We start from the raw sequence: 22737 nt of genomic DNA on the forward strand, positions 1-22737 counted from the left end.
GACTTCGAGAGCAAGCAAAAAACATTGTCTCCGGGGATCTAAATGTACCACCCCGGGGACCTTTGTTTTTAATACCCATTAAGGTAATCTATTTCGTTAGCCAGTCTTCTCTGCGTATCCCATTTTGCTTTTAATACCCATGTAAATCATCTAAGCTATAACCTTGAGTTAGCCCAATATGCCATTTAATATTTTTATCCATGGCTGAATAAAACAATTTATAGACTCCATCCACCTTTACAAAGGTAGATCTGTAAATTTGTTTATTGTCAAAGGCTAGACTATCATTGGTTGCTTGCAAGATAACCTTTGATCTGCCAAAATTTACTCCGTCCTTTGAAACGCTCCAGAAAAGAATTCTATTGTTTTGATTCATTTCCTCTTTCTTAGCCCCACAAAATACAGCTTCATAGCCTAAGTCCGTATGAACTACATCTATATGCCAGGGCACATAGGTATCCGTTAAATTGAAGTTAACTTCAACAGGGTTTGTCCAAGTCGAGCCCCCATCTGAGCTCTCTATATACATGCATTTATATTCCTCACTTATATACCACATTTTATATTTATTGTCTTCCCAAATAATTGCAGGGCTTAAACACTCTTTATTTTTAAAAGAAATTATAAATTGTGGAGTTGACCAATGGATTCCGTCTGCAGAAGTTATTTTATAAATTCTGTCTTCTTGATTTCTTAAAGTAAGCCTGTACCAAAGCTCTAATTCATTTGTACTCTGATTAAATACTAAGTGCGGATCACTATTATGTTGAGTTCTATCTGGAGGCAATGGAGTAAGAGGATTAACTAGTCCTCTTGGTACTTGCCACTGAGTACCTGTATTTGAAACAACTATTGAAGGATTTTCCCAGGTATCTACACCATTAGGGTAAGGTGTCATTACCATCCAGTATTTCCACCCATTCCATCCATCTTGAAAATATAATACCTTAGGATGTACAGCTTGATTACTTCCTTCATATGTTGGGATGTTTAAAGGATTTCTAGCATTAGGACCCTGAGGTGCAGTTTCAACTATGTTGCTTGGAACAACAGCTTCTCCACCAAGTAAATTTAAATTTTTAATAAATGGTTTTATAGATTTATAAAAATTCTTTGTTACCTCTTCTCCTTTTATATTAGTTAAAATAATAGGCGCTGAATTAATACCAGCGAAGGAAGAACAGGAAAGTGCATCAGGAAAATCTTCTCCTGTAGTAATAAAAACTTTACTTAGATTCAATACATCACTAAAGGTATTTAATACATTCACATTAGTTTCATATCTGTTTTTACCATATATTCTAGTACAATTAGGCAGCTGGTTATATACATTATCACTAATTAGAGTTGGTCCACCAATTACATAGGACTTTGTTATATTATTGTTGACTAAATAATTCATGAAGTCACTGCTAATGCTATCTTTTTTTGTAAGTATAATAGGATCTCCTCTTTTAGCAGCGATAGATGCTACAGATAGCGAATCTGGAAAATCATCTCCTGTAGTAACAAAAGCCTCTTTAGGATTATCCATAAACTTAGCTACCTGAATGGAGGTTTCATATCTATTGCTTCCAGCAATGCGGATAGTATTTATGTTCATTTTTCGAATTTCATTTTCTGTAGCTACTGATACTACACCTTGTCCACCTATAATATATACATTTTTAGGTTTAAGCCTTGTAATTTCATTTTTAGTAAAGCTATTTAAGGAATTCTTATTAGTTAATAGAATTGGAGCATTTAGTTTAGCAGCTAAAGGCGCAGCACATAGGGAATCTGGAAAGTCTTCTCCTGTGGCTAAAATTACATTATCTGAAGTATTACTCCACCCATATTTACTTATTATGCTTGAAGTTTCATATCTATTTGCTCCTGCTAGTCTTTTAATAGCTATATTGTTTTGAACTGTATCTGCAGATACCTTCCCTGTAAAGGCCGCAGAAATCAAAACTGAACTAATAAAAATTGTAATACTTTTATTAAATAAAACTCTTTTTCTATTCATTTTGCCCGTCCCTCTATAATTAACCCCTATGGGTTTACTTTATTGTAATTACTATAGTGTATTTTTTTACCCCTCCAGATTTATCGGTTAATGTTAATACTGAACCATTTAATAATGTTTGTATGTTTGAGGCTAAGATTCCATCAGCTGGATTATAACCTGCGGAAGTTACAGCATTAAATATTAATTGTCCGAAGTCATCACTTACTTTTATATTAGAAACTGTTTTATTTATATTTGGAGAAATTAAAGATGCAGAGCTTAAATCTTCAGATAAAACAGCGCTTCCAGTATCAAACTTCTGCAATGATGAAGGAATTGTAAACTGCACAGTACCAATACTAGAATTAGCTGAAGGCTCTTTTATTACTGCATTTATAGTTACATTACTAGCTGTATCTTTTAGTGCTATTGACTTTAGCACTGGGGCAGCAGCCTTACTCACTAATAAGTCCACAATTGATTGAGGTACCACCGCTGTACCGCCAAGTGCTATAACCTTTGTATTTCCCATAAGTCTTGGATAGATAAAGTTACCAATAATATCAGGCAAAGATTTATACACTAAAATCATAGGTGAAGCAGTCTTTGCAGCTGCAACTGAACCTGATAATGCATCAGCAAACTCATCATTAGAAGTTCCATCTGCTACAGTTACATAAATATTATTGTAATTAAGTACACTATCAAACTGATTTAATACAGCTGCATTAGTAGCATATCTGTCGGCTCCTCCAAGTCTTATTGGACTTGGAAGCTTATTTTTTACTGCATCACTAACTACACCTGCTCCTCCAACCACATAGGACTGGGTTATAGAATTAGCACTTAAAAATTGAGATATTTGACTGGGCATACTATTTGTATTTGTAAGTAGTATTGGCATACTTAAATTTGATGCTATAGGAGAAATTGATAGTGCATCTGGAAAATCAAGACCTGTTGCCACAGCTACCTTTGTAATACTGCCTATCTTTGACTTTAGTTCTTCAGCTACTTTTTCTGAAGTTCCATACCTATCGCTGCCACTAATGCGATTAACATCTATATTAAGATCAGTAATCTGTTTTTTCACATTATCAGATACAGCGCCAGTTCCTCCTACTATAAATACTGTTTTTACCTTTAAATTATTAAGTAGTGTTACAACATCTGGATCTAATTTACTAGGTGCTGTTAACAATATGGGAGCATTATAAGCCTTTGCTAAAGGGCCAGCACAAAGTGCATCAGCAAAGTCATCTCCTCTTGCTATAACAGCGTAATCAGAGGTTGTCCAATTTGCTTTAGCCACCGCTATGGCTGTGTGATATCTGTCAGCACCAAAAAGTCTTGTGTACTGAGATGAATCAGCAGCAAGCACCTTGACTTCTGAAACCATTGAATTTAGAATTAAACAGCTTATAGCAGCTGCAATTAATTTATTGCCTCTTTTCATCTATTAAACCTTCTTTCAGTTAGGCTATTATTGTACTCCCATATTATAGCATAATATTCAGCTTAATGGTAAATTAGTATAAGAATTTTTTAAGGTATTAACTTCCACTTTAAAGCTACAGCTCTCGATTATTCTTTCTTCTTCCCTAAAGGGCTTAATGAGGGTATTTAAAATTCATATTTGCTAAATAATAAATATAGTTTAACAGTTTATAAATTATTAAAATCTAATTAACAGTTAATATTTATTATTATCATGATATTGTCATAATTCAAAGCTATTATATAAACATAGCAAGAAAAAATTAATTCCCCATAATAAATAATTAAGAGCAGCTGGTTAGTCCCCCTTTCCAGCTGCTCTTTCATATTTTCTATTAAAACAAAATTTCACAATTTGGCAGTGCAGTTTTTAGTTTTTGTTGGTCTACAGCACTTATTTGATTGCCAGTTAAACCAAGGTCCAGTAAATTAGTTAATCCAGTTAAGGCATTAATATCACTTATTTGATTATTCATTAATTCAAGTTGATGTAAATTAGTTAATCCCCTTAAAGCACTGATATCACTTATTTCATTATTACTTAAATATAGTTCCTGTAAATTAGTTAATTCTTTCAAAACACTAATATCACTTATTTGATTGTCAATTAATTTAAGATACTTTAAATTAATTAATCCTTTCAAGGCACTAAAATCACTTATTCGATTACTATCTAAATATAGGTCCTGTAAATTAGTTAATTCTTTTAATGCACTAATATCACTTATTCCATTTAAGTCTAAATTAAGAAACTGTAGATTAGTTAATCCGTTCATAGCACTAATATCGCTTATTTGATTATTCTCTAAATCAAGTGTCTGTAAACTTGATAGGTTTTCAATTCCACTAATATCACTTATATTCTTATTGTATAAATGTAGATATGTAATATGAGCAACATCGCTTTTAAATATAGTACCTGTTGGTTTATTTATAGCATTTCTTACCGCTTGTTCTAAATTCTTATCTTTAAATGTTACTATATCAGTTACAGTAATAGTACAGCTTGCTGCCTTATTTCCATCTATAGTAGTTGCTGTAATAGTTGCTGTTCCTACCCCTATTGCTGTTACTTTTCCTGCTTCATCTACTGTGGCTACATTACTATTTGATGTACTCCACTGTACATTCTTATTTGTAGCATTTGATGGTGATACTGTAGCTATTAAAGTATCTGTATCATCTACTGTAAGTGTATTCATAGTTTTGTTTAAACTAACTGATGATGGAATAACTATGTTACTATTAATAATATATGACTATCAAGATAAGTCAGTAATTTTTCATTTTTAAAGGAACCTAACATTTGGGGTGCACTTCAATTGAGGTTCCTTTCGTTCGCTTATTCAAAAGATTGTTCATGAACTGATATAAATACTTGTATCGACCTAAGGATTTTGAGAGAGTTTTGAATACGTCCTTTAACGCTATAATCAATTATCGAAGTATCATAATCATAAACAATATCTAATTTATAACCCTTCTCGCCGTGGCGTAATCTGTCCGGGTCATCGGAGATATTTTTACAACATCCCCTGTGTGTGGACTATTTATAAAAGTATTATTACCAAGATATATACCTACATGAACTGGCGCTGTCAGACTTCCAAAAAATACAATATCTCCTGGCAATAAATTCTCCCTCGAAATCTCATTCCCGACCTTGACCTGGTCATAAATAGTTCTTCCTACCGTAATGTTAAAATGAGCAAATATATATTGTACGAAGCCTGAAGCATCGAAGCCATTTGGCGAATTACCACCCCACAAATAAGGTGTCCCCAGAAAGTTATAAGCATAAGAAATTACCATATTAGCAGGTACAGATGGATTTATTACTGGATTTTGAACTGTAATATTGCAACTTGCTGTCTTATTTCCATCTACTGTAGTTGCTGTAATTGTGGCTGTTCCTGCCCCTATTGCAGTTACTTTTCCTGCTGCATCTACTGTGGCTACGTTACTATTTGATGTACTCCACTGTACATTCTTATTTGTAGCATTTGATGGTAATACTGAAGCTATTAAAGTATCTGTATTACCTACTGTATGTGTACTCGAAGTTTCGTTTAAGCTTACTGATGAAACATTTATTACTGGATTTTCAACTGTAATATTGCAGCTTGCGGTCTTGTTACCACTTACTGTAGTTACTGTAATTGTTGCTGTTCCTGCAGCTATTGCCGTTACTTTCCCTGCTGCATCTACTGTTGCTACATTACTATTTGATGTACTCCACTGTACATTCTTATTTGTAGCATTTGATGGTGAAATTGTAGCTATTAAAGTATCTGTTGCACCTACTGTGAGTGTATTGGTGGTTTTATTTAAGCTTACTGCTGATGGATTCACTATGTTATTATTAATAGTATTAGTAATTACATCTTGTACACTATTACTAATTGCACCAGTTCCACCTAAAATAGATACATTCATTACGCCTTCACTCTTAATGAAGTTAAGAGTTTCATCTGTCATTGAATTTTTATCTGATAATATAATTGAAGCATTATTTTTAGCTGCTAAAGCTGATCCGCTCAATGCATCAGGGAAATCATTTCCTGTAGCTAAAAAGGCTGTTCCAAAACTTAAGCTTCCTACAAATTGATTATTGATAATTTGGTTAGTTTCATATCTATTTTTTCCGCCAAGTCTCTTACTATTTGGTACACTTGAAGCTACTTTATCTCCTAAAACTCCTGTTCCTCCCACTATATATGAAACTGGTATGCTTTTATCTTTAATAAAGGCTGCTACACTTGGATCTAATCCATCCTTTGGTGATAATAAAATAGGCATGGACTTAATTCCTGCAATTGGAGCTATTGATAGTGCATCTGGAAAATCCAAACCTGTTGCTACTATAATTCCATTGCTTGTACCTAATTTTTCAGCTACTAGCTTTGATGTTTCATATCTATTAATTCCACCAATCCTGGTAAAATTAACTCCTATATTTTTCAGCTGATTTTCTACATTTGTACTTATAACACCTGTCCCACCAACTAAAATAGCATTTGTAGCTTTTAATCTTTGTATTTCAGTTATTGTATCTGAACTTAGTGCGCCTTTTTCTGTCAATAATATTGGAGCATCATTTACCTTTGCAAATGGTGCTGCTGATAATGCATCTGGATAATCTGCTCCTGTAGCAATAATAACTGTATTAGCCTGCATCCAACCAGACTTACTAATAGCTAGTGCAGTTTCATATCTATTATTACCTGATAGTCTTGTAGTTCCTGTATTTGCTTCTTGTGCAAAAACAGGAGCCACGCTTAAAACTCCACACAATAAAGAAGCACTCAGGATTACTGAAAAAATTCTTTTGTTTTTTAACATATAATATTTCCCCCCATATAATTTTACAACATTGAAATTTGAATTCATAGGCCTGGGCACATAAGTTATAATACTATTTTCTTATGTCTTTAATAAAATAGTATCCTTTATCAGCAAGTAACTATATCCCTTCAACCCTGAGTTTATCTTTCGCCTTTGAATCTATGTTATACAGTTGTCCTTGATCTGCAGGACAGTTTATATTTACTTATCTAGACAAGATTATACATTTTTTAAGTAAACATTTTTACATATTATTAATAAATCACTAGTATTATTTACTTATTCTTAAAAAAACTAGCATTTTCAGCATAATTCTGTTAACAGTATATTAATAATATATCAAATTTTTATGTATTTCTCAATTTTTTTCAGTTGCCAAATTAACACAGAATATACTACATTACGTCAATTTTTTATTTATTTGATAAAATAAGTAAATATATACCAAATTAATTTACCTATTTATTATTTTTAGTGTTTTCATCTAAATCTATTCTATTTTGTTTTTACAAACTAGAACTTATACAATTAAACTCGCCTCACTAAATTCTTTAGAATTGTTGCAGTCCCCTGTCCAGTATTTAAAAACCTCTACGGCTTGTTTTATTTGTTCATCTGTCATTTGTTTTGTTTCTCCAACTGCTCTAGCAGCTAAATAGCATTTTGCTGCTTCTTCCATATATACAGCAGCGTAAAGTGCTTGTTTTAGAGAGTTTCCAACTGTCATTACACCATGGTGAGCAAGAATAACAGCTAAACTATCACCTAAATATTTAACAGTGTCTATCCCCATATCAATACTGCCAGCAGAACTAAATGGAGTAACCTTTACATTTCCACAAGCAGCATTAGCCTTATTTTTACTTTGTTATTATTACTTAATTGCTTTAATTTTTAAATATCTGTAATGAGTATGTGCACCATTGAGTGCTGAAAATCCTACTTGTCCCGTAGTGTAAGGATTACTAGTATCAGTGTAATCTATCATTTCCTTTTCATTTATGTATACAGCAAATTGATTCTTAATAGCAGTAATACGCAATTTATAAGATTGTTCATATTTCCATTCGAAGCTTCTGGAAGCAAGCTCTATATAGTTTCCGGCAACATTCTTATATAATATTAGCTTGCTGTCTTCACCAAGTCCTGCGGCATAGGACCGCATTGCCCCCAAAACCCTGAAATTAAGATTATGTTTTTTGCCCCACACAGGCATTAATTCACATTCCGCCTCATAATCTGCCCATTTCCTGCTGCCGGTATAACTTTCAGAGTTTCCAAAACCACTGCCGCTTAGCCAGCCATGCTCAAGGTCCCATATACCTCTTAAATAAGTTAGCTGTGATGGCGTTTTACGAATAGGGCTCCATTTATGAACAGTTTCTTTAGAAAAATCTAAAATGTATTTTGGTGATACTTTAAAAGCTATCTCATTTATATAAACATTACTATTAATTGGAGAGTTAGAATAAAATTCTACACCCATTTCATCTAAACATACTGCTTCTTGTTCTGGAATGTGAAAGAATAAACTGCTCCACTTTTCCTTTGAAAGTTCCGTTTTATCTCCGTATATATATGTATTTGTATTTCCATCCTTAACATATAATCTTGCGTTAACTTGACAATTACCTTCAGTTTTAATTTCTGCTGATATAGTGTAGCCGGGATAAATTATTGGAGAAAAGTCCGGTGAATATCTGTCATCTTCAAAATCATAGGGTCTGTAATAGGTTTTTCTGAATACTTTAACAGAATTTTCATTATTAATGCTTATTCTAAGACGCTTATTATTATTTTCTAAAATCACGTTTTCTTCTAATGCTTTAAATCCATGGGTGGAACCGGGCAAGTTAAAGTTATAAATTTCACCGGTTTCATCCAAGTTTTTTATTTTTTCAGGTATTTCTTCTTTGGCCAAAATATAGCCAATTCTAGCTAAATATGCGGAAAAAATAGGTATATCAGTTATATTTAAATCTCCAATCAATGATGAACTTACAAAAACATCATTTATTGGTTTCCTCCAAAAGTATGGTATTCCTACAAGTCCGCACCTTACTCCCATAATACATCCAACATTGCCTACATTGCAGTCTGTATCCCATCCGCAGAAATTGCAAATACGTATTGTCTTAGAAAAATCTCCTTCACCATACAATAAGGATAAAATTATAACTGCAGCATTAGGAATTATATGGCATCCACCTTCATATTTGTCATAACCATAATTATTGAGGATGTATTCAAAGCACTTTCTCCAATCATATGGGTTCTCATCATAAAACCTCATTACCTCTCTTGTAACTTTAGCATATTCACAATCTTCTGGTATTACAGAAAGCCCTTTAACGATTATTTTTTTTATATCCTTTTCTACAAATGCTTCTGCAATACATGCTGCAATAAACATCCCACCATATTTTCCATTCCCATCATGGGATACACTAGCTGCTTTTTCTGCATATTCCGCAGCAAGTGAAGGGTTGCCCGGAGCTATAAGTCCCCATACGTCAATGAATATTTGCCCGCCAATTTGTTCCGAAACAGTAAGTCCGTTCACATCCATAGAGCCAGAAAGAGGGGCTTTAATGCCATGCTGCAGATTCATATAAGCTGTATGCTCAGTAGATACTCCATAGCCTCCCCACCAAAACATACCGTGAGTATCACCTATATAATTAAGCCATGTATCACCAATCTCCTCTGAAGTTGCATTAATTGAAAAATCCTCTAAGGCCCTTATAAACACCTCAGGACCATTGGTATCATCATCTGCAGCAAACATTTTGTAATCATGAATATAGCCCTCAGGTTCACCTATCTCCTTACTTATTCTTTCATAAGTCCAGTTTTCAATTGGAGCTCCAAGTCTAACTCCTATTGTTTTTCCAAGCCATCCTGAATAAACTTTTTCAATATAATCTTTTTGAATCATATAATTCTTACTCCTATAGCTTAAGTCTTTCATCCAATATTTCCAAACTTTCAATGAAGAACTTTACAAACTGACATCTTAGAACTTCAGTGAGAACTAGAGTATTGGGTGCTTTGTCCGGGACAGGCCTTTTATCGGCAATGGTCATTCCTCTTGTTAACTCTCCACTGGTTTCAACATCTACATGATATTTCACACCCTTGAAGAAATCCGGTCTTAGTAAATATACTATTGTACAAAGATCATGCAGGGCACTTCCTTTAAACCCAAATCTCTTGCTGGCTATTGAATAAAACTGTAAAAGCTCCCACGCCAACCTAGATGCCTTTCCTTTATCCTCTAAGGATTCAATTTCATCGTCCATTATCATGGCTTCTTCAGTTACGTCCAAGCCAGCCATTACTATTTCTACTCCAGAATTAAAAACTATTTTTGCAGCTTCCGGATCAACATAAATATTAAACTCTGCAGTAGGAGTTCTATTACCTCTGTTTATACCTCCACCCATTAAACATATTTCCTCGATTTTATCTTTTATTTCAGGAAAAGTCCTAAGTAAAAGTGCTATATTAGTAAGAGGGCCTATAGCTACAATAGTGACTTTTTCTTTTGAAGCTGAAATTAAATCATACATATACTTTACTGCGTTATTACTTTCAATTTGATAATTGTAGTCTTCAAATTTGGGACCGTCCATACCAGTCTCACCATGTGCGTCTGCCCCAGTATGAATTAGCCTTACTAAAGGAGTTGCCTGTCCGGATGCTAAAGGTATATCTTCTTTTATATAAGAAAGTATCTTTTGAGCATTAGCGGTAACCTTATCCAATATTTGATTACCTCCCACAGTAGTAACTGCCAGTGTGTTAAGTTCATCTCTGTGAGCCGAAGCAGTCATAATTGCAAATGCATCATCATGTCCCGGATCGCAATCTATTATTATTTTTCTCATCACACTACTCCCTTTTCATTTTTCTTGTTAGTTTCCCTTATAGCATAAATTACAAGTCCTACTACAGTAGCTACATAGGGAATAATTGTAACTAGTTCAACAGGCATATTTACCAATTGAAGTACATTTGATAATGCAGAAGCAGCTCCAAAAAGTAGTGATGTTAAAACAGTTCCAACTACTGAACCTAATCCCATAGCTTCTGCTGCTAATGCTATCCATCCTCTGCCTGCTGTCATATCCCTTGAAAACCATGATACATATCCCATAGAAAGAAATGCTCCTCCAAGTCCTGCAAGAATACCACTCATAATTAGGGCAATATATCGATTTTTGTTTACATTAATACCTACAGACTCTGCTGCATTAGGATTTTCACCTACAGCCTTCAGTCTTAAGCCAAGAGATGTATGTTTAAACATATACCATATCGCTATAGCCAGGATTACTAAAAGATAGGTAAGCACATTATGCCCTGATACTATTTGTCCAATTACTGGTATATCCTTAATTAATGGAATATTTATATTGGGAAGAACCTTACTAGCCAATGAAGCTGAAGTTCCTTTGTCCCCTGTTAGATAATACAATATGAATATGGTTGCACCTGAGGAAAAAAGATTAAGAGCTATACCTCCTAATATTACATCTGTCTTGAGCTCAAGTGTAAAATAGGCAAGCAAATATGACATAAGTATGGCTGCTGCTATAGCCACAAGTAATCCTACAATAGCACTTCCGGAATAAGCGCTGCCTACTACTCCTGCAAGAGCAGACATTAACATTATTCCCTCTAATCCTATATTGGGTATGCCTGCTTTGTCAGCTATTACAGAACCTAATGCCGGATAAAGTATTGGTGTTGTAACTCTTATTATGGAAAAAACAAAACTTGATGAAAATATTAGATTCACAATTTTATCCATGCACCTTTACCCCCTTTAGAAGCATTTTATTTCTATAGCCTTGCATAAACTTTCTACCAGAAATAAGAAGTATGATAAGTCCCTGCATTATTCCCACCATTTCTGCCGGAACATTTGTCATTCTGGCCATTAAATCCGCTCCAATCCTTATATAAGCTAAAAACAGTGCTGAGAATATAACATTTGAAGGTTTATTTTTTGCAAGCATTGCTATAAGTGCGCCATCAAAGCCTAATCCAGGAAGAGCAGCCCATTGGAACCTATCATACATTCCTATTATCTCAACAGAACCACCAATTCCAGCAACACATCCTGCAACTAAGCTTGCAATAATTATTGCTTTCACTGTATTAATACCAGAATATTTTGCAAACTCTTTATTGTAGCCTGTCATCCTTAGAGCATATCCCCACTTTGTCCGGTACATAAATAAATGAATCACAAAAACAACAACAAGTGCAATTATAAGCCCGCTGTGAATTCTTGTGCCAGGAACTATTTTATTAAGTAATACCGTATCCTGCATTTTTACAGACTGAAGATTAGTTGTATTAACCTCTTTAAAATAGTAGTTAAGTATATACAAACCAATTCCATATAATATACTATTAAACATTAATGATATTACAAGCTCACTGGCATTCCATTTAGCTTTGAAAAAACCTATTATAGCCATTACAACTGCACCGGCTACACAGCCTACAATAATAGCAACTGCAGGATGGATATACCACGGCAAGGACAACTTAATACCTACTATTGCTGCCAAGAGACCACTGAAATAGTATATACCCTCTGCACCAAGATTGAATAATCCTGTCTGAAACAGTATAGCTGTAGCTACACCAGAGAATATCAGGGGAATAGCCTGCTCAATTACATTCCCCATATATCTGCTTTTTAGCAGTGGTCCAATAACAAAGTATTTAATTGTAGAAATAGGCTTATCACTTACAAATAAAATTATTATAAAAGCTATAATTGTGGCAATTAAAACTGCTGTAATGGTTCTTATCATCTCAAATTTAGATTCCTTATCCACAAAAAGCCCTCCTTATTTCTTCATGACTTTGTTTTTTTATGCCAAGCATATATTCACCTAATTCTTCTTCAGAAATTGAGGATGGATTATCAATAAATGCTACTATTTCTCCTCCATACATAACTATTAAATAATCACTTACTTCCATAGCCTCCGATATATCTGCACTTATAAGCAAAATACCAGTTTCATTGTCTCTCATATGTATAAGTTTTTTGTGTATTAACTCTGCTGCTCCCATATCAACTCCACGAGTTGGTTGTTCAGCAACAAGTACCTTCGGAGCAACAGAACATTCTCTGGCAACAACCACTTTCTGAATGTTTCCTCCTGATAAATGTTCGATTAACTGGTTTTCATTCTTGCAAGCAACATCATAATCTTTGATGAGATTTACTGTGATTTCATCTATCTTCTTTTTATTAGTAAGTATCTTTCCATTAATATCTTTTGACTTATATCTGTTACTGATGATATTTTCACTTATTTTGGCTGCTCCAGCAATTCCAAGACTCATTCTATCTTCAGTAATAAATGATAGTCCTTTGTTTCTCAGCTGAGCTATGGATAGCTGCCTTATATCTGTATCCTCCAGCAAAACCTGCCCAGTATATGCTTGTCTTCTCCCTGTAATTATATCTATAAGCTCACCTTGTCCATTCCCTTCAACTCCAGCTATTCCGAGTATTGTACCTTTCCTTAAAGAAAAACTTACATCATCAAGAACTTTATTGCCCTCATGGGAATTCGCAAAAAGAGATTCTACCTTTAGAATTACATCACCAGGTACAGCTTCTTTTTTATCGTACTTTAAGACAACATCTCTTCCTACCATAAGATTTGATATTTGTCTTTCCGTTACATCCGCTATATTATATACACCCTTAGTTTCACCTTTTCTCATAATGGTAACTCTATCACATATAGCTTTAACTTCTTTTAACTTGTGAGATATGAAAATAATTGTATGCCCTTCATTTTTAAGAAGTTTTAACTGCTCAAATAATTCTTCAGTTTCCTGTGGAGTTAATACCGCTGTAGGCTCATCCAGTATTAATATTTCAGCTCCTCTTATTAAGGCTTTTACTATTTCTACCTTTTGTTTCATACCAATAGATAAATCTCTTACTTTATCATTAGGTTTAATTCTAAAATTGTACTTTTCTGCAAACTCGCTTACCATTTTTTCAGCCTTTTGGTAATCTATTTTTATTCCCTTTTTAGGTTCCATTCCTAATATGATGTTTTGGGTAACAGTAAAAGTTGGTAAAAGCATAAAGTGTTGATGTACCATTCCTATTCCTAGTTCTATAGCCTTGTTTGCATTATCAATTTTTATCTTCTGTCCTTTTAAATAAATACTTCCTTCATTTGGCTGTTCCATGCCAAATATTATTTTCATTAATGTAGACTTACCGGCACCATTCTCACCTACGATAGCATGAATTTCTCCTTTTCTTATGTCCAGATTAACGTTATTATTGGCTAATACACCATTTCCATAGATTTTTGTAATATTTTCTAGCTTCAATATACTATTATCCAAAGTTACCCCTCCTAAAATAATTAGGTAGGGGATTTCTCTCCTACCTTTTACCTATTATCTAAGAAAAGCTAAGCAGTTATGGTTTTACAGAGTTTCTAAAGGCTTCTATCTCTGATGTACTCATAGTAAATCCAGACTTAACTTTTATTTCACCGCTAGAAACTTTAGTTGTCAGTTCATCTAATTTATCCTTTATATTTTGTGGAAGAGCATTATAGTATTCATTTTTTGCAAGACCAACGGCATTTTCCTTTAACCCAAGTGTATCATTTACTCCATACTTTAAGGTTCCATCTTGATATCTCTTCACAGCATCTAATAATGCCTTATCTATGTTCTTTACTGCGGAAGAAACAATATGACTAGCCTTGTTAGCATCTGTTGCTTTATATATCATTGCCTGATCGGAATCCACACCGATAGCATACTTATTATTTTCTGTAGCTGAATCTATCAGTCCTAGTCCTGTTCCTCCAGCTACGTTGAAGCTTATATCAGCCTTTGAACTATATTGAGCATTACTTATTTCTTTTCCTTTTGCTGGATCTGTAAAGCTTCCTGCATAAGAAGTAATAACCTTCACATCAGGATTTACATATTGTGCTCCCTGGATATATGCCACAAGAAAATCATTGATTCCAGGTATATCCATTCCTCCTAAAAATCCTATAACATTATCCTTATTTGCTAAAGGCATATCGGATTTCGTAACCAGTCCAGCTAAAGCACCAGCCAAGAATGACACTTCGTTAGTTTTATATGACATTGCATATACATTTTTTGAAGCCTTATTTGTTGCATTATCAAAGTTTATATATTTCTTATCAGGATACTTATCAGCAATATTGTTAAGAAGCTCACTTGCTGAATTTCCTGATATTATTATGTCCCAATCACCTTCAGAGATATCTTGTAGTGTAGGTTCCCATTTAGTTTGGTCAGTTCCCATTTCTACAACTTTAGTTTCAGCACCTAATTCATTTTTAATTAGCTTTAGTCCATTATTTGCAGCATCAAAGAAGGACTTGTCCCCAAGATTTCCAGGTATAAGTAATGCAACCTTTAAAGTTTTCTTAGATGATCCTGAACTATTTGGATTACTTGAGGCAGGTTTTGAGCATCCTGCAAATAACATAGTAGAAAATACTACTAACATGATTAATGATATTAACTTTTTCAAAATCTTTCACCTCATCACTTTTATTTTTTCAATTTAGACCACTTTCTTTTTATGTATCCTCTAACTAAACTTCCCTAAAATAAGTTTCAACCTCCTCCTTTGTTGGAATAGAGTTTTGAGCGCCTTTTTTGGTTACACTCAAAGAAGCTCCCTTATTTGCATAAATTATTGCTTCTTCTATAGTTTTTCCTTGTGCCAATGAGCTAGCTAGATACCCATTGAAACAATCACCTGCTCCAGTTGTATCAATAACCTTGCTTTTAAATGAAGAATAGCTTTTTATATATTCTTTATTTATTTCTACAGCACCCTTTTCCCCAAGTGTTACTATTACACTCTTAACTCCTTTATCTATTAGTGTCATTGCTTTCTCGCTGTAGCTTTTACTTTCATCCATACCTACAAGAATATCTAATTCCTTTTCATTTGGAGTCAATATATCTATGTATTTATACAAATCTAAAGAAATATGAGCTGCCGGTGCAGGATTTAAAATAGTGATCAATCCCATTTCTTTAGCCACTTTTAGCGAATATTCTACAGTTTTCATAGGAATCTCCAGCTGAATCAATAAAACCTTGGCTTCCTTAAATAGGTATTTATTCTTGCTTATATCCTCTATAGACAAATTATCATTTGCTCCAGGAACTACGATTATAGCATTATCTCCATTCTCAGCTACTGTAATAAAAGCTTGTCCTGTAACTAATGCCTTTTTTTCAATAATTCCATTAATATTAACTGATGAATTTATTAATGATTGTTTTAGTTCTGCTCCTTCAGCATCATCTCCTAATGCACCTATTAAATACGTGGTAGTACCAGATTTAGATGAAGCCACCGCCTGATTGGCACCCTTGCCGCCATAATGATATTCTATCTTTGTACTTTTAATGGTTTCTCCACTCACCGGAATCCTATCCACAACTATTGAAGTATCATAGTTGATACTCCCTATAACCAGAACATTATTCAAATTGTTTACCTCCCTAAGACGATTCCCTAATAACAAGCTTGGTCCTAATAATCTTATGTCTCTCTGCTTCCCTGTTTTCTAAAATATCTATTAGCATTTTCACTCCCTCACAGCCGATATCGTAGCTTGGCTGCCTAACAGTGGTCAATTCTGGAGATATGAATGTGCATATGTCTATATCATCAAATCCCATAACTGAAGTATCCTTTGGTATAGCAATACCTTTCTTTTTAAGAACATTGACTATTCCAAATGCTATTAAGTCATTTCCACAGAATATGGCTTTATCTTTGCATATTTTATATATTTTTTGTGCTATTTTCTCTCCAAATTCCTTTGTATATGTACCACTATAAACATTGTCAGTATTAAATTCTAAATTATTATCTAAAAGAGCTTTTTTATAGCCTTCATATCTGTCTATAGTTGGTTTGGTATCCCAAGGACCTGAAACGAAAATAATGTCTTTGTAGCCCTTCTTTATCAAGTAGTTCACAGCTTCATAAGAACCATTAAAGTTGTCTACCTCTACTATTCCTTTTATTTGTTCATAATAGACATTCCTATCTATGGCAACTGTAGGAACTAATATATTCAAATTTTTCTCTTTCTCTTTGTTTCTTATTGCTGCCCCTGCTAATAAAATACCATCAACTTTTTTCCCCTCTAATGTCTTTATGTACTTTATCTCTTTATCAATATCATCATCAGTATTCCCAATAAATATAGTATATCCATACTGGTTTGCAGTATCTTCAGCTCCCCTTACAAGGTTAGTGAAGAAGGGGTTGCTCACATCCGGAATAATAAGTCCAAGAGTTTTTGTAGCCTTTGTAACCATACTTCTTGCTATAGAATTTGGAACATATCCACTTTCCTCAATAATCTTTTTAATTCTATCTATTGTTTCTCTTCCGATATCATCAGACTTGTTGTTTAAAATTTTAGAAACAGTAGCAATTGATACTCCTCCAAGCTGTGCAATATCTTTTATTGTAACTGCCATATATCTCAGCCTTTCAATCTTACTTAAACGTTTTAGGAAAACGTTTAAGTAAATTTTATCATTCACTGAAACAGTTGTCAATATTATTGTTATAAAAATTAAGGCAAGTGTAAAAAGATTTTTTCACTATAATAAAGGGCAATAAATCATGTATTTTGATTTATCACCCTTTTGTAATTTGTCATTTTTTTAGTTTATTAGCTTCCCCAACGGTTCCCCCAAGTTTATTCCATAAATAATTATGTTCATCAACGGACTGTGAGAAATCTCCTTGCTCCCATCTGCTCAAAGCTCCTAGTAAATATTCTCTATCAGGATAGTTAATCTTTTCAATAGTCTGTTTAAGAGTTTGAATTTGCTCTTTGCCCATGGGTAATGTTCCCCATATTTGCCCATCCTTTGCAATAATTTTAGAATTAGTCATTCTGTGCATAATGTCGTATATATTTGATTCAGGATAATAGTCTGCTGGCTTAAGTTCAGTTGATGTATCTTTGGAAATTTCCTGGCTGACAGATTTAATATTTTGTTTAGCTTCGAGATTTCCCGAAAGCTTATCTATAATATAATTAATCAGAAAGAAGGCTCCAATAATCAATCCAATAGAAATGGCTATTATAATGATAGTTTTCTTACTATAGATTTTTTTCATATCATGTGTTGCCCCCACTTAATTGGAATCTTTCTTTAAAGCTGTAGCTTTACCAGTCTCGCCACCTTCAAGTTGCCATATATAGTTATGAACATCAACTGAGTTTGAAAAATCATTACCTTTCCATTTGTTTAGATTATCTAAGAGGTAATCTTTATCTTTCCAATCTGTATTGCTTATAGCTAATATAAGAGCATCTACTCTGTCAGGGGTTATTTCCACATATCTGTTACTTACTTCAGCCTCAACTTTAGTATGAGTCATTTCATGAATTAATCTAAGTACTCTGTCTCTATCATGTAAATCATATTCCTGGCCCCCAATTTTTAAAAGCATTAAGTTATCTGTACCTTGCTTAATTGATTTTGTTTCTGCATAAGTTGGGGTTTCTTGCTTTACTTGTGCATCTTTATGATTAGGTTTAATCAAAATCCCAATAAAAAGTGCTACACCACCTATTACTAAAGTAATGGATGCTGCTATAATTCCCCATTTAAAATATTTATTCATATTAAGATCCTCCAAATAAATATGCTATTATTTCATTTTACCATTAATGTTAATTAAAGGTAAATACTTCATTAGAAAATTCACCCTCAAAAGTCTTTGATAAAATGTATATTTAACAAAATTTAAAGGTAAAGTATAAGTGTTATTTATTAACTGTGCGGGTAGTATGAATCAATGGAGGACACTGATATGACTAATGAGGAAGCAATAAGTTTTAAAAGCATATTAAATAGTTATAATGATATAGATTATTTATTTTCAACAATAATATGTAGTGCTGCCCCAACCTTGGCAAAAGAAAAAGTATCCTCTTTGCTTAATTTCAGTAATAATAATCATAATCTACAAAATACATGGAAAGCTTATAAAGGATATATAAAAGAAATACTTAATATTGACTTTTGTGAGTTAAAAAAGGGTCAAAAAAATACTGTAGTGTTATTTTATAATAAAGAGAAATTAGAAACAGTTATAAAAGATTATAAAAATAGCGAATTTCTGACCAAGTTTGGCTACTGTAAAGAGATGAATATTGAACAATGCTTTTCACATTTATCTACGCGGTTTAAAAGTACTTGTCCTCATGAAATAGGTATTTTCCTAGGATATCCAGTAGAAGATGTAGCCTTCTTTATTGATTATCCTGATGAAAAGTGTAAGCTAGTTGGATACTGGAAAGTATATGATAATGTAGAAGAGGCAAAAGTAATATTCGACAAATATGATCAATTAAGAAATAATAATATAAGAATGATGCTGGATGGGATAAAACCTTTGGATATTATAGAGATGTATTGATCAACGGTGTTGTTACAATAGAAAACCACTTAACGGTAGACGGTTTGGGTACAGCTGTTGCCGATGTTATGGCTGAAAATGGACTAGGAAAGCGTTTAATTAAAATTGGATTCACAGTTATACTCACTGCGCATCCAAAATGTACTTAATGAAGAAATATGGTATAGGCGCTATGAATCTTGTAAAAGCAGTTGAAAATTTAACTAGTAAATCATATGGTATTAAGGAATCTAATTTAGAAAAAGTTAGATTTGTTGACCTTTTGGAAGTGTAATACTATATTTAAAAAATCAGCTTCGCAGAATTGATGTGAAACTGATTTTTTAATAAAATTCTTCTTATTCAATTTTCTGTATGTAACTATATTTCCTTGTATAAGCTTCTTATAATCAGAAAGTTCATTACTAAGAGCGCCCATCTATGAGTACTTCTTTGTCAAAGTTATGTTTTAGCCCCACATCTAAATTTTACTTTTTACTATTTATCCCTCATCACATGAATTTAAATTTGTATAATGATTTCCTATCATCTTTTTTATATAATTAAAAATCTCTATAATGCTACTTTTATTAGCAAATAATATAATAATAATAATAATTAAATTAATTAAAAAGTTATTTATTGTTATACTCATTATTGATAATAAAAGTAATAAAATAGTATTTATCAAGTAATCTCTAATTTCAAACTTAAACCATAGTTTTCTTGAAATTAAGGTTCGACACCAAAAGAATATAATGTAAGCAATTCCTGTTGAAATAGATGCCCCCATTGCTCCAAATTTAGGAACTAATAAGTAATTTCCTATATAATTTGAAATTGCTGCTATAACAGAAATTATAATATTATATGAGGTTTTACGGGAAAATAAAATACCTAGTGTAGTAGTTTCTGATATTGTGTACATTATAGGAAAAAATAAAGAAAAGGGTATGCTTTTGGAAGCACTAATGTAATTAGATGAAAGCAACTTAATAATTATATCTTTAAAGAGTACAATACTTGAAAATACAAGAACCATTATTGTCAATAATAATTTACTTACCTTCATATATGTACTGTTTTCTATTCCCTCCTTATGCCATCTAAAGGCTGTTGGAGTCCAGAAGGTTGTGAAAGCCTGCTGTATTAAGGTTAAAATTGCTACTATCTTAAATGCTGCTGAATAAATTCCAATTTCATTAAAGGTTGACCATTGTCTTAATGCTAACCTGTCCATTGAACTTAGAAACCATCCGATAATTGTTGCAGGCACTAAAGGTAACCCAAATTTAAACATTTTTATTAACATTGCCTTATTAATTATAAATTTTCTTTTCCATACATGCTTAACAAAATAACTTTCTACTATACAAATAATTATCAAATTAATAAATGTAGCATTTATAATTCCCTTAAAACTTCTATCGATAAATATTAAATATGGTATTAATACTAAAAGTGCCAAAAGTTTATTTAATATACTAAATAATGAATATATTTTTGCTTTTTCCTCCATTCTTAGCACAAGCATATTAAATCTATCTAATACTGCGAAAGGTAATGATACTGCTAAAATTATTATTATATATTGTTCAACACTATCAAACATAAGTATTGATATAGCTTTATAAAATACTACATAAAATCCTCCTATTAGAATAGAAAATATTAATGGAATTATTAAAGAATTCCAAAATAACTCGCTCTTATCTTTATATTCATTAAATTCTCTAACAAAAGCTTGATCAAGACCTAAAAAAATAAATAAAGTACTTATAGAATATCCCATGGTGTACATGGCAGACTTTCCAAAATCAGCAGGCGACACCAAGTAGGTTGTAACTGGCACAGTTATAAATCCAAATATTGCTGCTATAAAAGGACCTACCGAAAATGATGTTAATCTTTTAATAAACTGCCTAGGGTTTTCTTGCATTCCTAATTCTCCAATCATAGTCATTTTATATAAACATGTTATTTATTTATTTTTATATTCTATTTTTAATTTTTTTAGCAGGAATTCCTGCATAAACGGAATACGGTTCAACATTTTTAGTAACAATAGCTCCAGCAGCAATTACAGCTCCATTCCCAATTGTAACTCCACTCATTATCTGAGCCCCAAACCCTATCCATACATCATCACCTATTACAATATTATTTTCTTCAAATCCTTGAGTATTCATATTGTTTTGTTTATTTATATATATATGTTTATCAGTTCTAATATGAACATTATACGATATCATACAATTTTTCCCGATTATAATTTTGGCATTTTCCGATGCCATAATACAACCGCCATTTATAAAACTATTTTCACCAATTATTATATTGCTTGGAAATTTAATAATACAAGTTCCAGTAATAATACCGCCATTATTAATTATAACACTATTATAATAATCAGATTTATATTTATTTTTTATTTCTTCAAATCTAATAATCAACTTTCCAATTAAAACTTTTAGATTCATACTTAGTCAATCTCCATTATAAATATTATAGTAATAAATTAAACAGATTAAATTTTCTGTGATAATAAACATTTTTAATAACTAATTTCTTTTATATGTATATTCATTCAAAGTAATACTAACTAAATTATAGCTTCTAATCCTAATATAAAGGATTTTTATTGTATTAAAATAGCATTGTTTTTTACATCAGGTACCATACTATAAGGCTGTGTTATTTTAGCATTAGTATATTAGGCTACTTCAAGCATTATATCACTTAAATTCATACCCATTTTATTACTTGTATTTGTTTCATTTATACTTATTAAATTATTCCATGTAGTCATAGATTCCCCCCTTCCTAAATGAATAATAGTATTCAATTGAGAATTAAACGTTTTTAATAACTTTCTTAGCAGGCACACCAACTATTGTTGTATTTGGTTCTAAAAAAGATCTATTAACAACAGCATTTGCACCAATTTTTATTCCATCTGCTATTTGTATTTTGCCAAACATCTTTACTCCAGGAGCTATATATACATTATTACCGATAATAGGCGCATCATCAAGAAATCCACCAATATTCACATCAACATGTATTCGACAGTTTTTACCTATCTTTGCTTTATTATTAATTACAATAGTACCTTGATGTGCAATGCTTAATCCTTCTTCACAAATATTTATAGGTATCGTAAAACCTAATTTCATGCTTATTTTTTTATACCTATATTTAGTAAAATAGAAATATGGCTTATATAAAACTCCTTTGCAATTATTTATATATTCTAATTTTCGCAATAGTCTTTCAAATTTCCATATTTCATCACTAAAAAATTTTGGCTTTTTTCTGTTAATCGCCAGTGCTTTTCTATCTTCCTCTAAATATCTCAAATAATCTTCCTTACATTTTATCATAATACAGGACCTCCTAC

19 protein-coding genes and 1 pseudogene are annotated in these 22737 nt (G+C 32.4%); 2 read left to right on the plus strand and 18 right to left on the minus strand.

Features of this window, described 5'->3' with window-relative positions; all coding sequences use genetic code 11:
- Window positions 1–130 precede the first annotated feature (130 nt).
- The 15 genes from ACJDUH_RS12270 to ACJDUH_RS12340 form a co-directional block, all read right to left on the minus strand.
- Window positions 131–2008: a cell wall-binding repeat-containing protein gene (locus ACJDUH_RS12270; RefSeq protein WP_406765492.1), complete on the minus strand. Its 1878-nt coding sequence runs from the start codon at window positions 2006–2008 to the stop codon at window positions 131–133.
- A gap of 34 nt (window positions 2009–2042) precedes the next feature.
- Window positions 2043–3446 (minus strand): cell wall-binding repeat-containing protein, encoded by a 1404-nt coding sequence (locus ACJDUH_RS12275; RefSeq protein ID WP_406765493.1) that lies wholly within the window; start codon window positions 3444–3446, stop codon window positions 2043–2045.
- 376 nt (window positions 3447–3822) lie between these two features.
- Window positions 3823–4740 carry a leucine-rich repeat domain-containing protein gene (locus tag ACJDUH_RS12280; RefSeq protein WP_406765790.1) on the minus strand — a complete coding sequence of 306 codons (918 nt, stop codon included), beginning with the start codon at window positions 4738–4740 and terminating at the stop codon, window positions 3823–3825.
- 214 nt (window positions 4741–4954) lie between these two features.
- On the minus strand, window positions 4955–6829 hold the full coding sequence (locus tag ACJDUH_RS12285) for a cell wall-binding repeat-containing protein (protein ID WP_406765494.1): 1875 nt from the start codon (window positions 6827–6829) through the stop codon (window positions 4955–4957).
- A 523-nt stretch (window positions 6830–7352) separates the two neighbouring features.
- Window positions 7353–7625, minus strand: a complete 273-nt coding sequence (locus ACJDUH_RS12290) for a class II aldolase/adducin family protein (protein ID WP_406765495.1) — start codon at window positions 7623–7625, stop codon at window positions 7353–7355.
- Between the two features lie 81 nt (window positions 7626–7706).
- Window positions 7707–9770, minus strand: coding sequence for an ADP-ribosylglycohydrolase family protein (locus tag ACJDUH_RS12295; protein ID WP_406765496.1), 2064 nt, complete (start codon window positions 9768–9770; stop codon window positions 7707–7709).
- A 13-nt stretch (window positions 9771–9783) separates the two neighbouring features.
- Complete coding sequence (locus tag ACJDUH_RS12300; protein WP_406765497.1) at window positions 9784–10722, minus strand: nucleoside hydrolase; 939 nt, start codon at window positions 10720–10722, stop codon at window positions 9784–9786.
- On the minus strand, window positions 10722–11648 hold the full coding sequence (locus ACJDUH_RS12305; protein ID WP_406765498.1) for an ABC transporter permease: 927 nt from the start codon (window positions 11646–11648) through the stop codon (window positions 10722–10724). Before ACJDUH_RS12305 ends, ACJDUH_RS12300 begins: the two co-directional genes overlap by 1 nt.
- Window positions 11641–12690 (minus strand): ABC transporter permease, encoded by a 1050-nt coding sequence (locus ACJDUH_RS12310; protein WP_406765499.1) that lies wholly within the window; start codon window positions 12688–12690, stop codon window positions 11641–11643. Before ACJDUH_RS12310 ends, ACJDUH_RS12305 begins: the two co-directional genes overlap by 8 nt.
- Entirely contained in the window at window positions 12683–14236 is a 1554-nt protein-coding gene (locus ACJDUH_RS12315; protein WP_406765500.1) for an ABC transporter ATP-binding protein, read from the minus strand. Before ACJDUH_RS12315 ends, ACJDUH_RS12310 begins: the two co-directional genes overlap by 8 nt.
- Window positions 14237–14312: 76 nt before the next feature.
- A complete protein-coding gene (locus ACJDUH_RS12320; RefSeq protein ID WP_406765501.1) occupies window positions 14313–15392 on the minus strand; it encodes a BMP family ABC transporter substrate-binding protein in 1080 nt (359 codons plus the stop codon).
- Between the two features lie 88 nt (window positions 15393–15480).
- On the minus strand, window positions 15481–16392 hold the full coding sequence (rbsK, locus tag ACJDUH_RS12325) for a ribokinase (protein WP_406765502.1): 912 nt from the start codon (window positions 16390–16392) through the stop codon (window positions 15481–15483).
- Between the two features lie 13 nt (window positions 16393–16405).
- Window positions 16406–17398 carry a LacI family DNA-binding transcriptional regulator gene (locus ACJDUH_RS12330; protein WP_406765503.1) on the minus strand — a complete coding sequence of 331 codons (993 nt, stop codon included), beginning with the start codon at window positions 17396–17398 and terminating at the stop codon, window positions 16406–16408.
- A gap of 181 nt (window positions 17399–17579) precedes the next feature.
- Window positions 17580–18050, minus strand: a complete 471-nt coding sequence (locus ACJDUH_RS12335) for a DUF6241 domain-containing protein (RefSeq protein WP_406765504.1) — start codon at window positions 18048–18050, stop codon at window positions 17580–17582.
- Between the two features lie 18 nt (window positions 18051–18068).
- On the minus strand, window positions 18069–18560 hold the full coding sequence (locus tag ACJDUH_RS12340) for a DUF6241 domain-containing protein (protein ID WP_406765505.1): 492 nt from the start codon (window positions 18558–18560) through the stop codon (window positions 18069–18071).
- Between the two features lie 189 nt (window positions 18561–18749).
- Here ACJDUH_RS12340 and ACJDUH_RS12345 point away from each other — a divergent pair, with 189 nt between their 5' ends.
- Both ACJDUH_RS12345 and ACJDUH_RS12350 read left to right on the plus strand, forming a co-directional pair.
- Window positions 18750–19358 (plus strand): DUF3793 family protein, encoded by a 609-nt coding sequence (locus ACJDUH_RS12345; protein ID WP_406765506.1) that lies wholly within the window; start codon window positions 18750–18752, stop codon window positions 19356–19358.
- Between the two features lie 139 nt (window positions 19359–19497).
- The gene (locus ACJDUH_RS12350) at window positions 19498–19632 is read left to right on the plus strand and encodes a hypothetical protein (RefSeq protein ID WP_406765507.1); all 135 of its coding nucleotides are present in this window, start codon (window positions 19498–19500) and stop codon (window positions 19630–19632) included.
- A gap of 207 nt (window positions 19633–19839) precedes the next feature.
- Here ACJDUH_RS12350 and ACJDUH_RS12355 read toward each other — a convergent pair whose 3' ends face one another.
- The 3 genes and pseudogenes from ACJDUH_RS12355 to ACJDUH_RS12365 all read right to left on the minus strand — a co-directional run bounded on the left by ACJDUH_RS12355 (window position 19840) and on the right by ACJDUH_RS12365 (window position 22720).
- Complete coding sequence (locus ACJDUH_RS12355) at window positions 19840–21276, minus strand: lipopolysaccharide biosynthesis protein (RefSeq protein WP_406765508.1); 1437 nt, start codon at window positions 21274–21276, stop codon at window positions 19840–19842.
- A 58-nt stretch (window positions 21277–21334) separates the two neighbouring features.
- Window positions 21335–21493: pseudogene (locus ACJDUH_RS12360) on the minus strand (DapH/DapD/GlmU-related protein); the annotation flags it as partial.
- 696 nt (window positions 21494–22189) lie between these two features.
- A complete protein-coding gene (locus tag ACJDUH_RS12365; protein ID WP_406765509.1) occupies window positions 22190–22720 on the minus strand; it encodes a serine O-acetyltransferase in 531 nt (176 codons plus the stop codon).
- Between the last annotated feature and the right edge of the window lie 17 nt (window positions 22721–22737).

Origin of the sequence: Candidatus Clostridium radicumherbarum (assembly GCF_045310525.1) — a bacterium.
Lineage (GTDB): Bacteria > Bacillota > Clostridia > Clostridiales > Clostridiaceae > Clostridium_AT > Clostridium_AT radicumherbarum.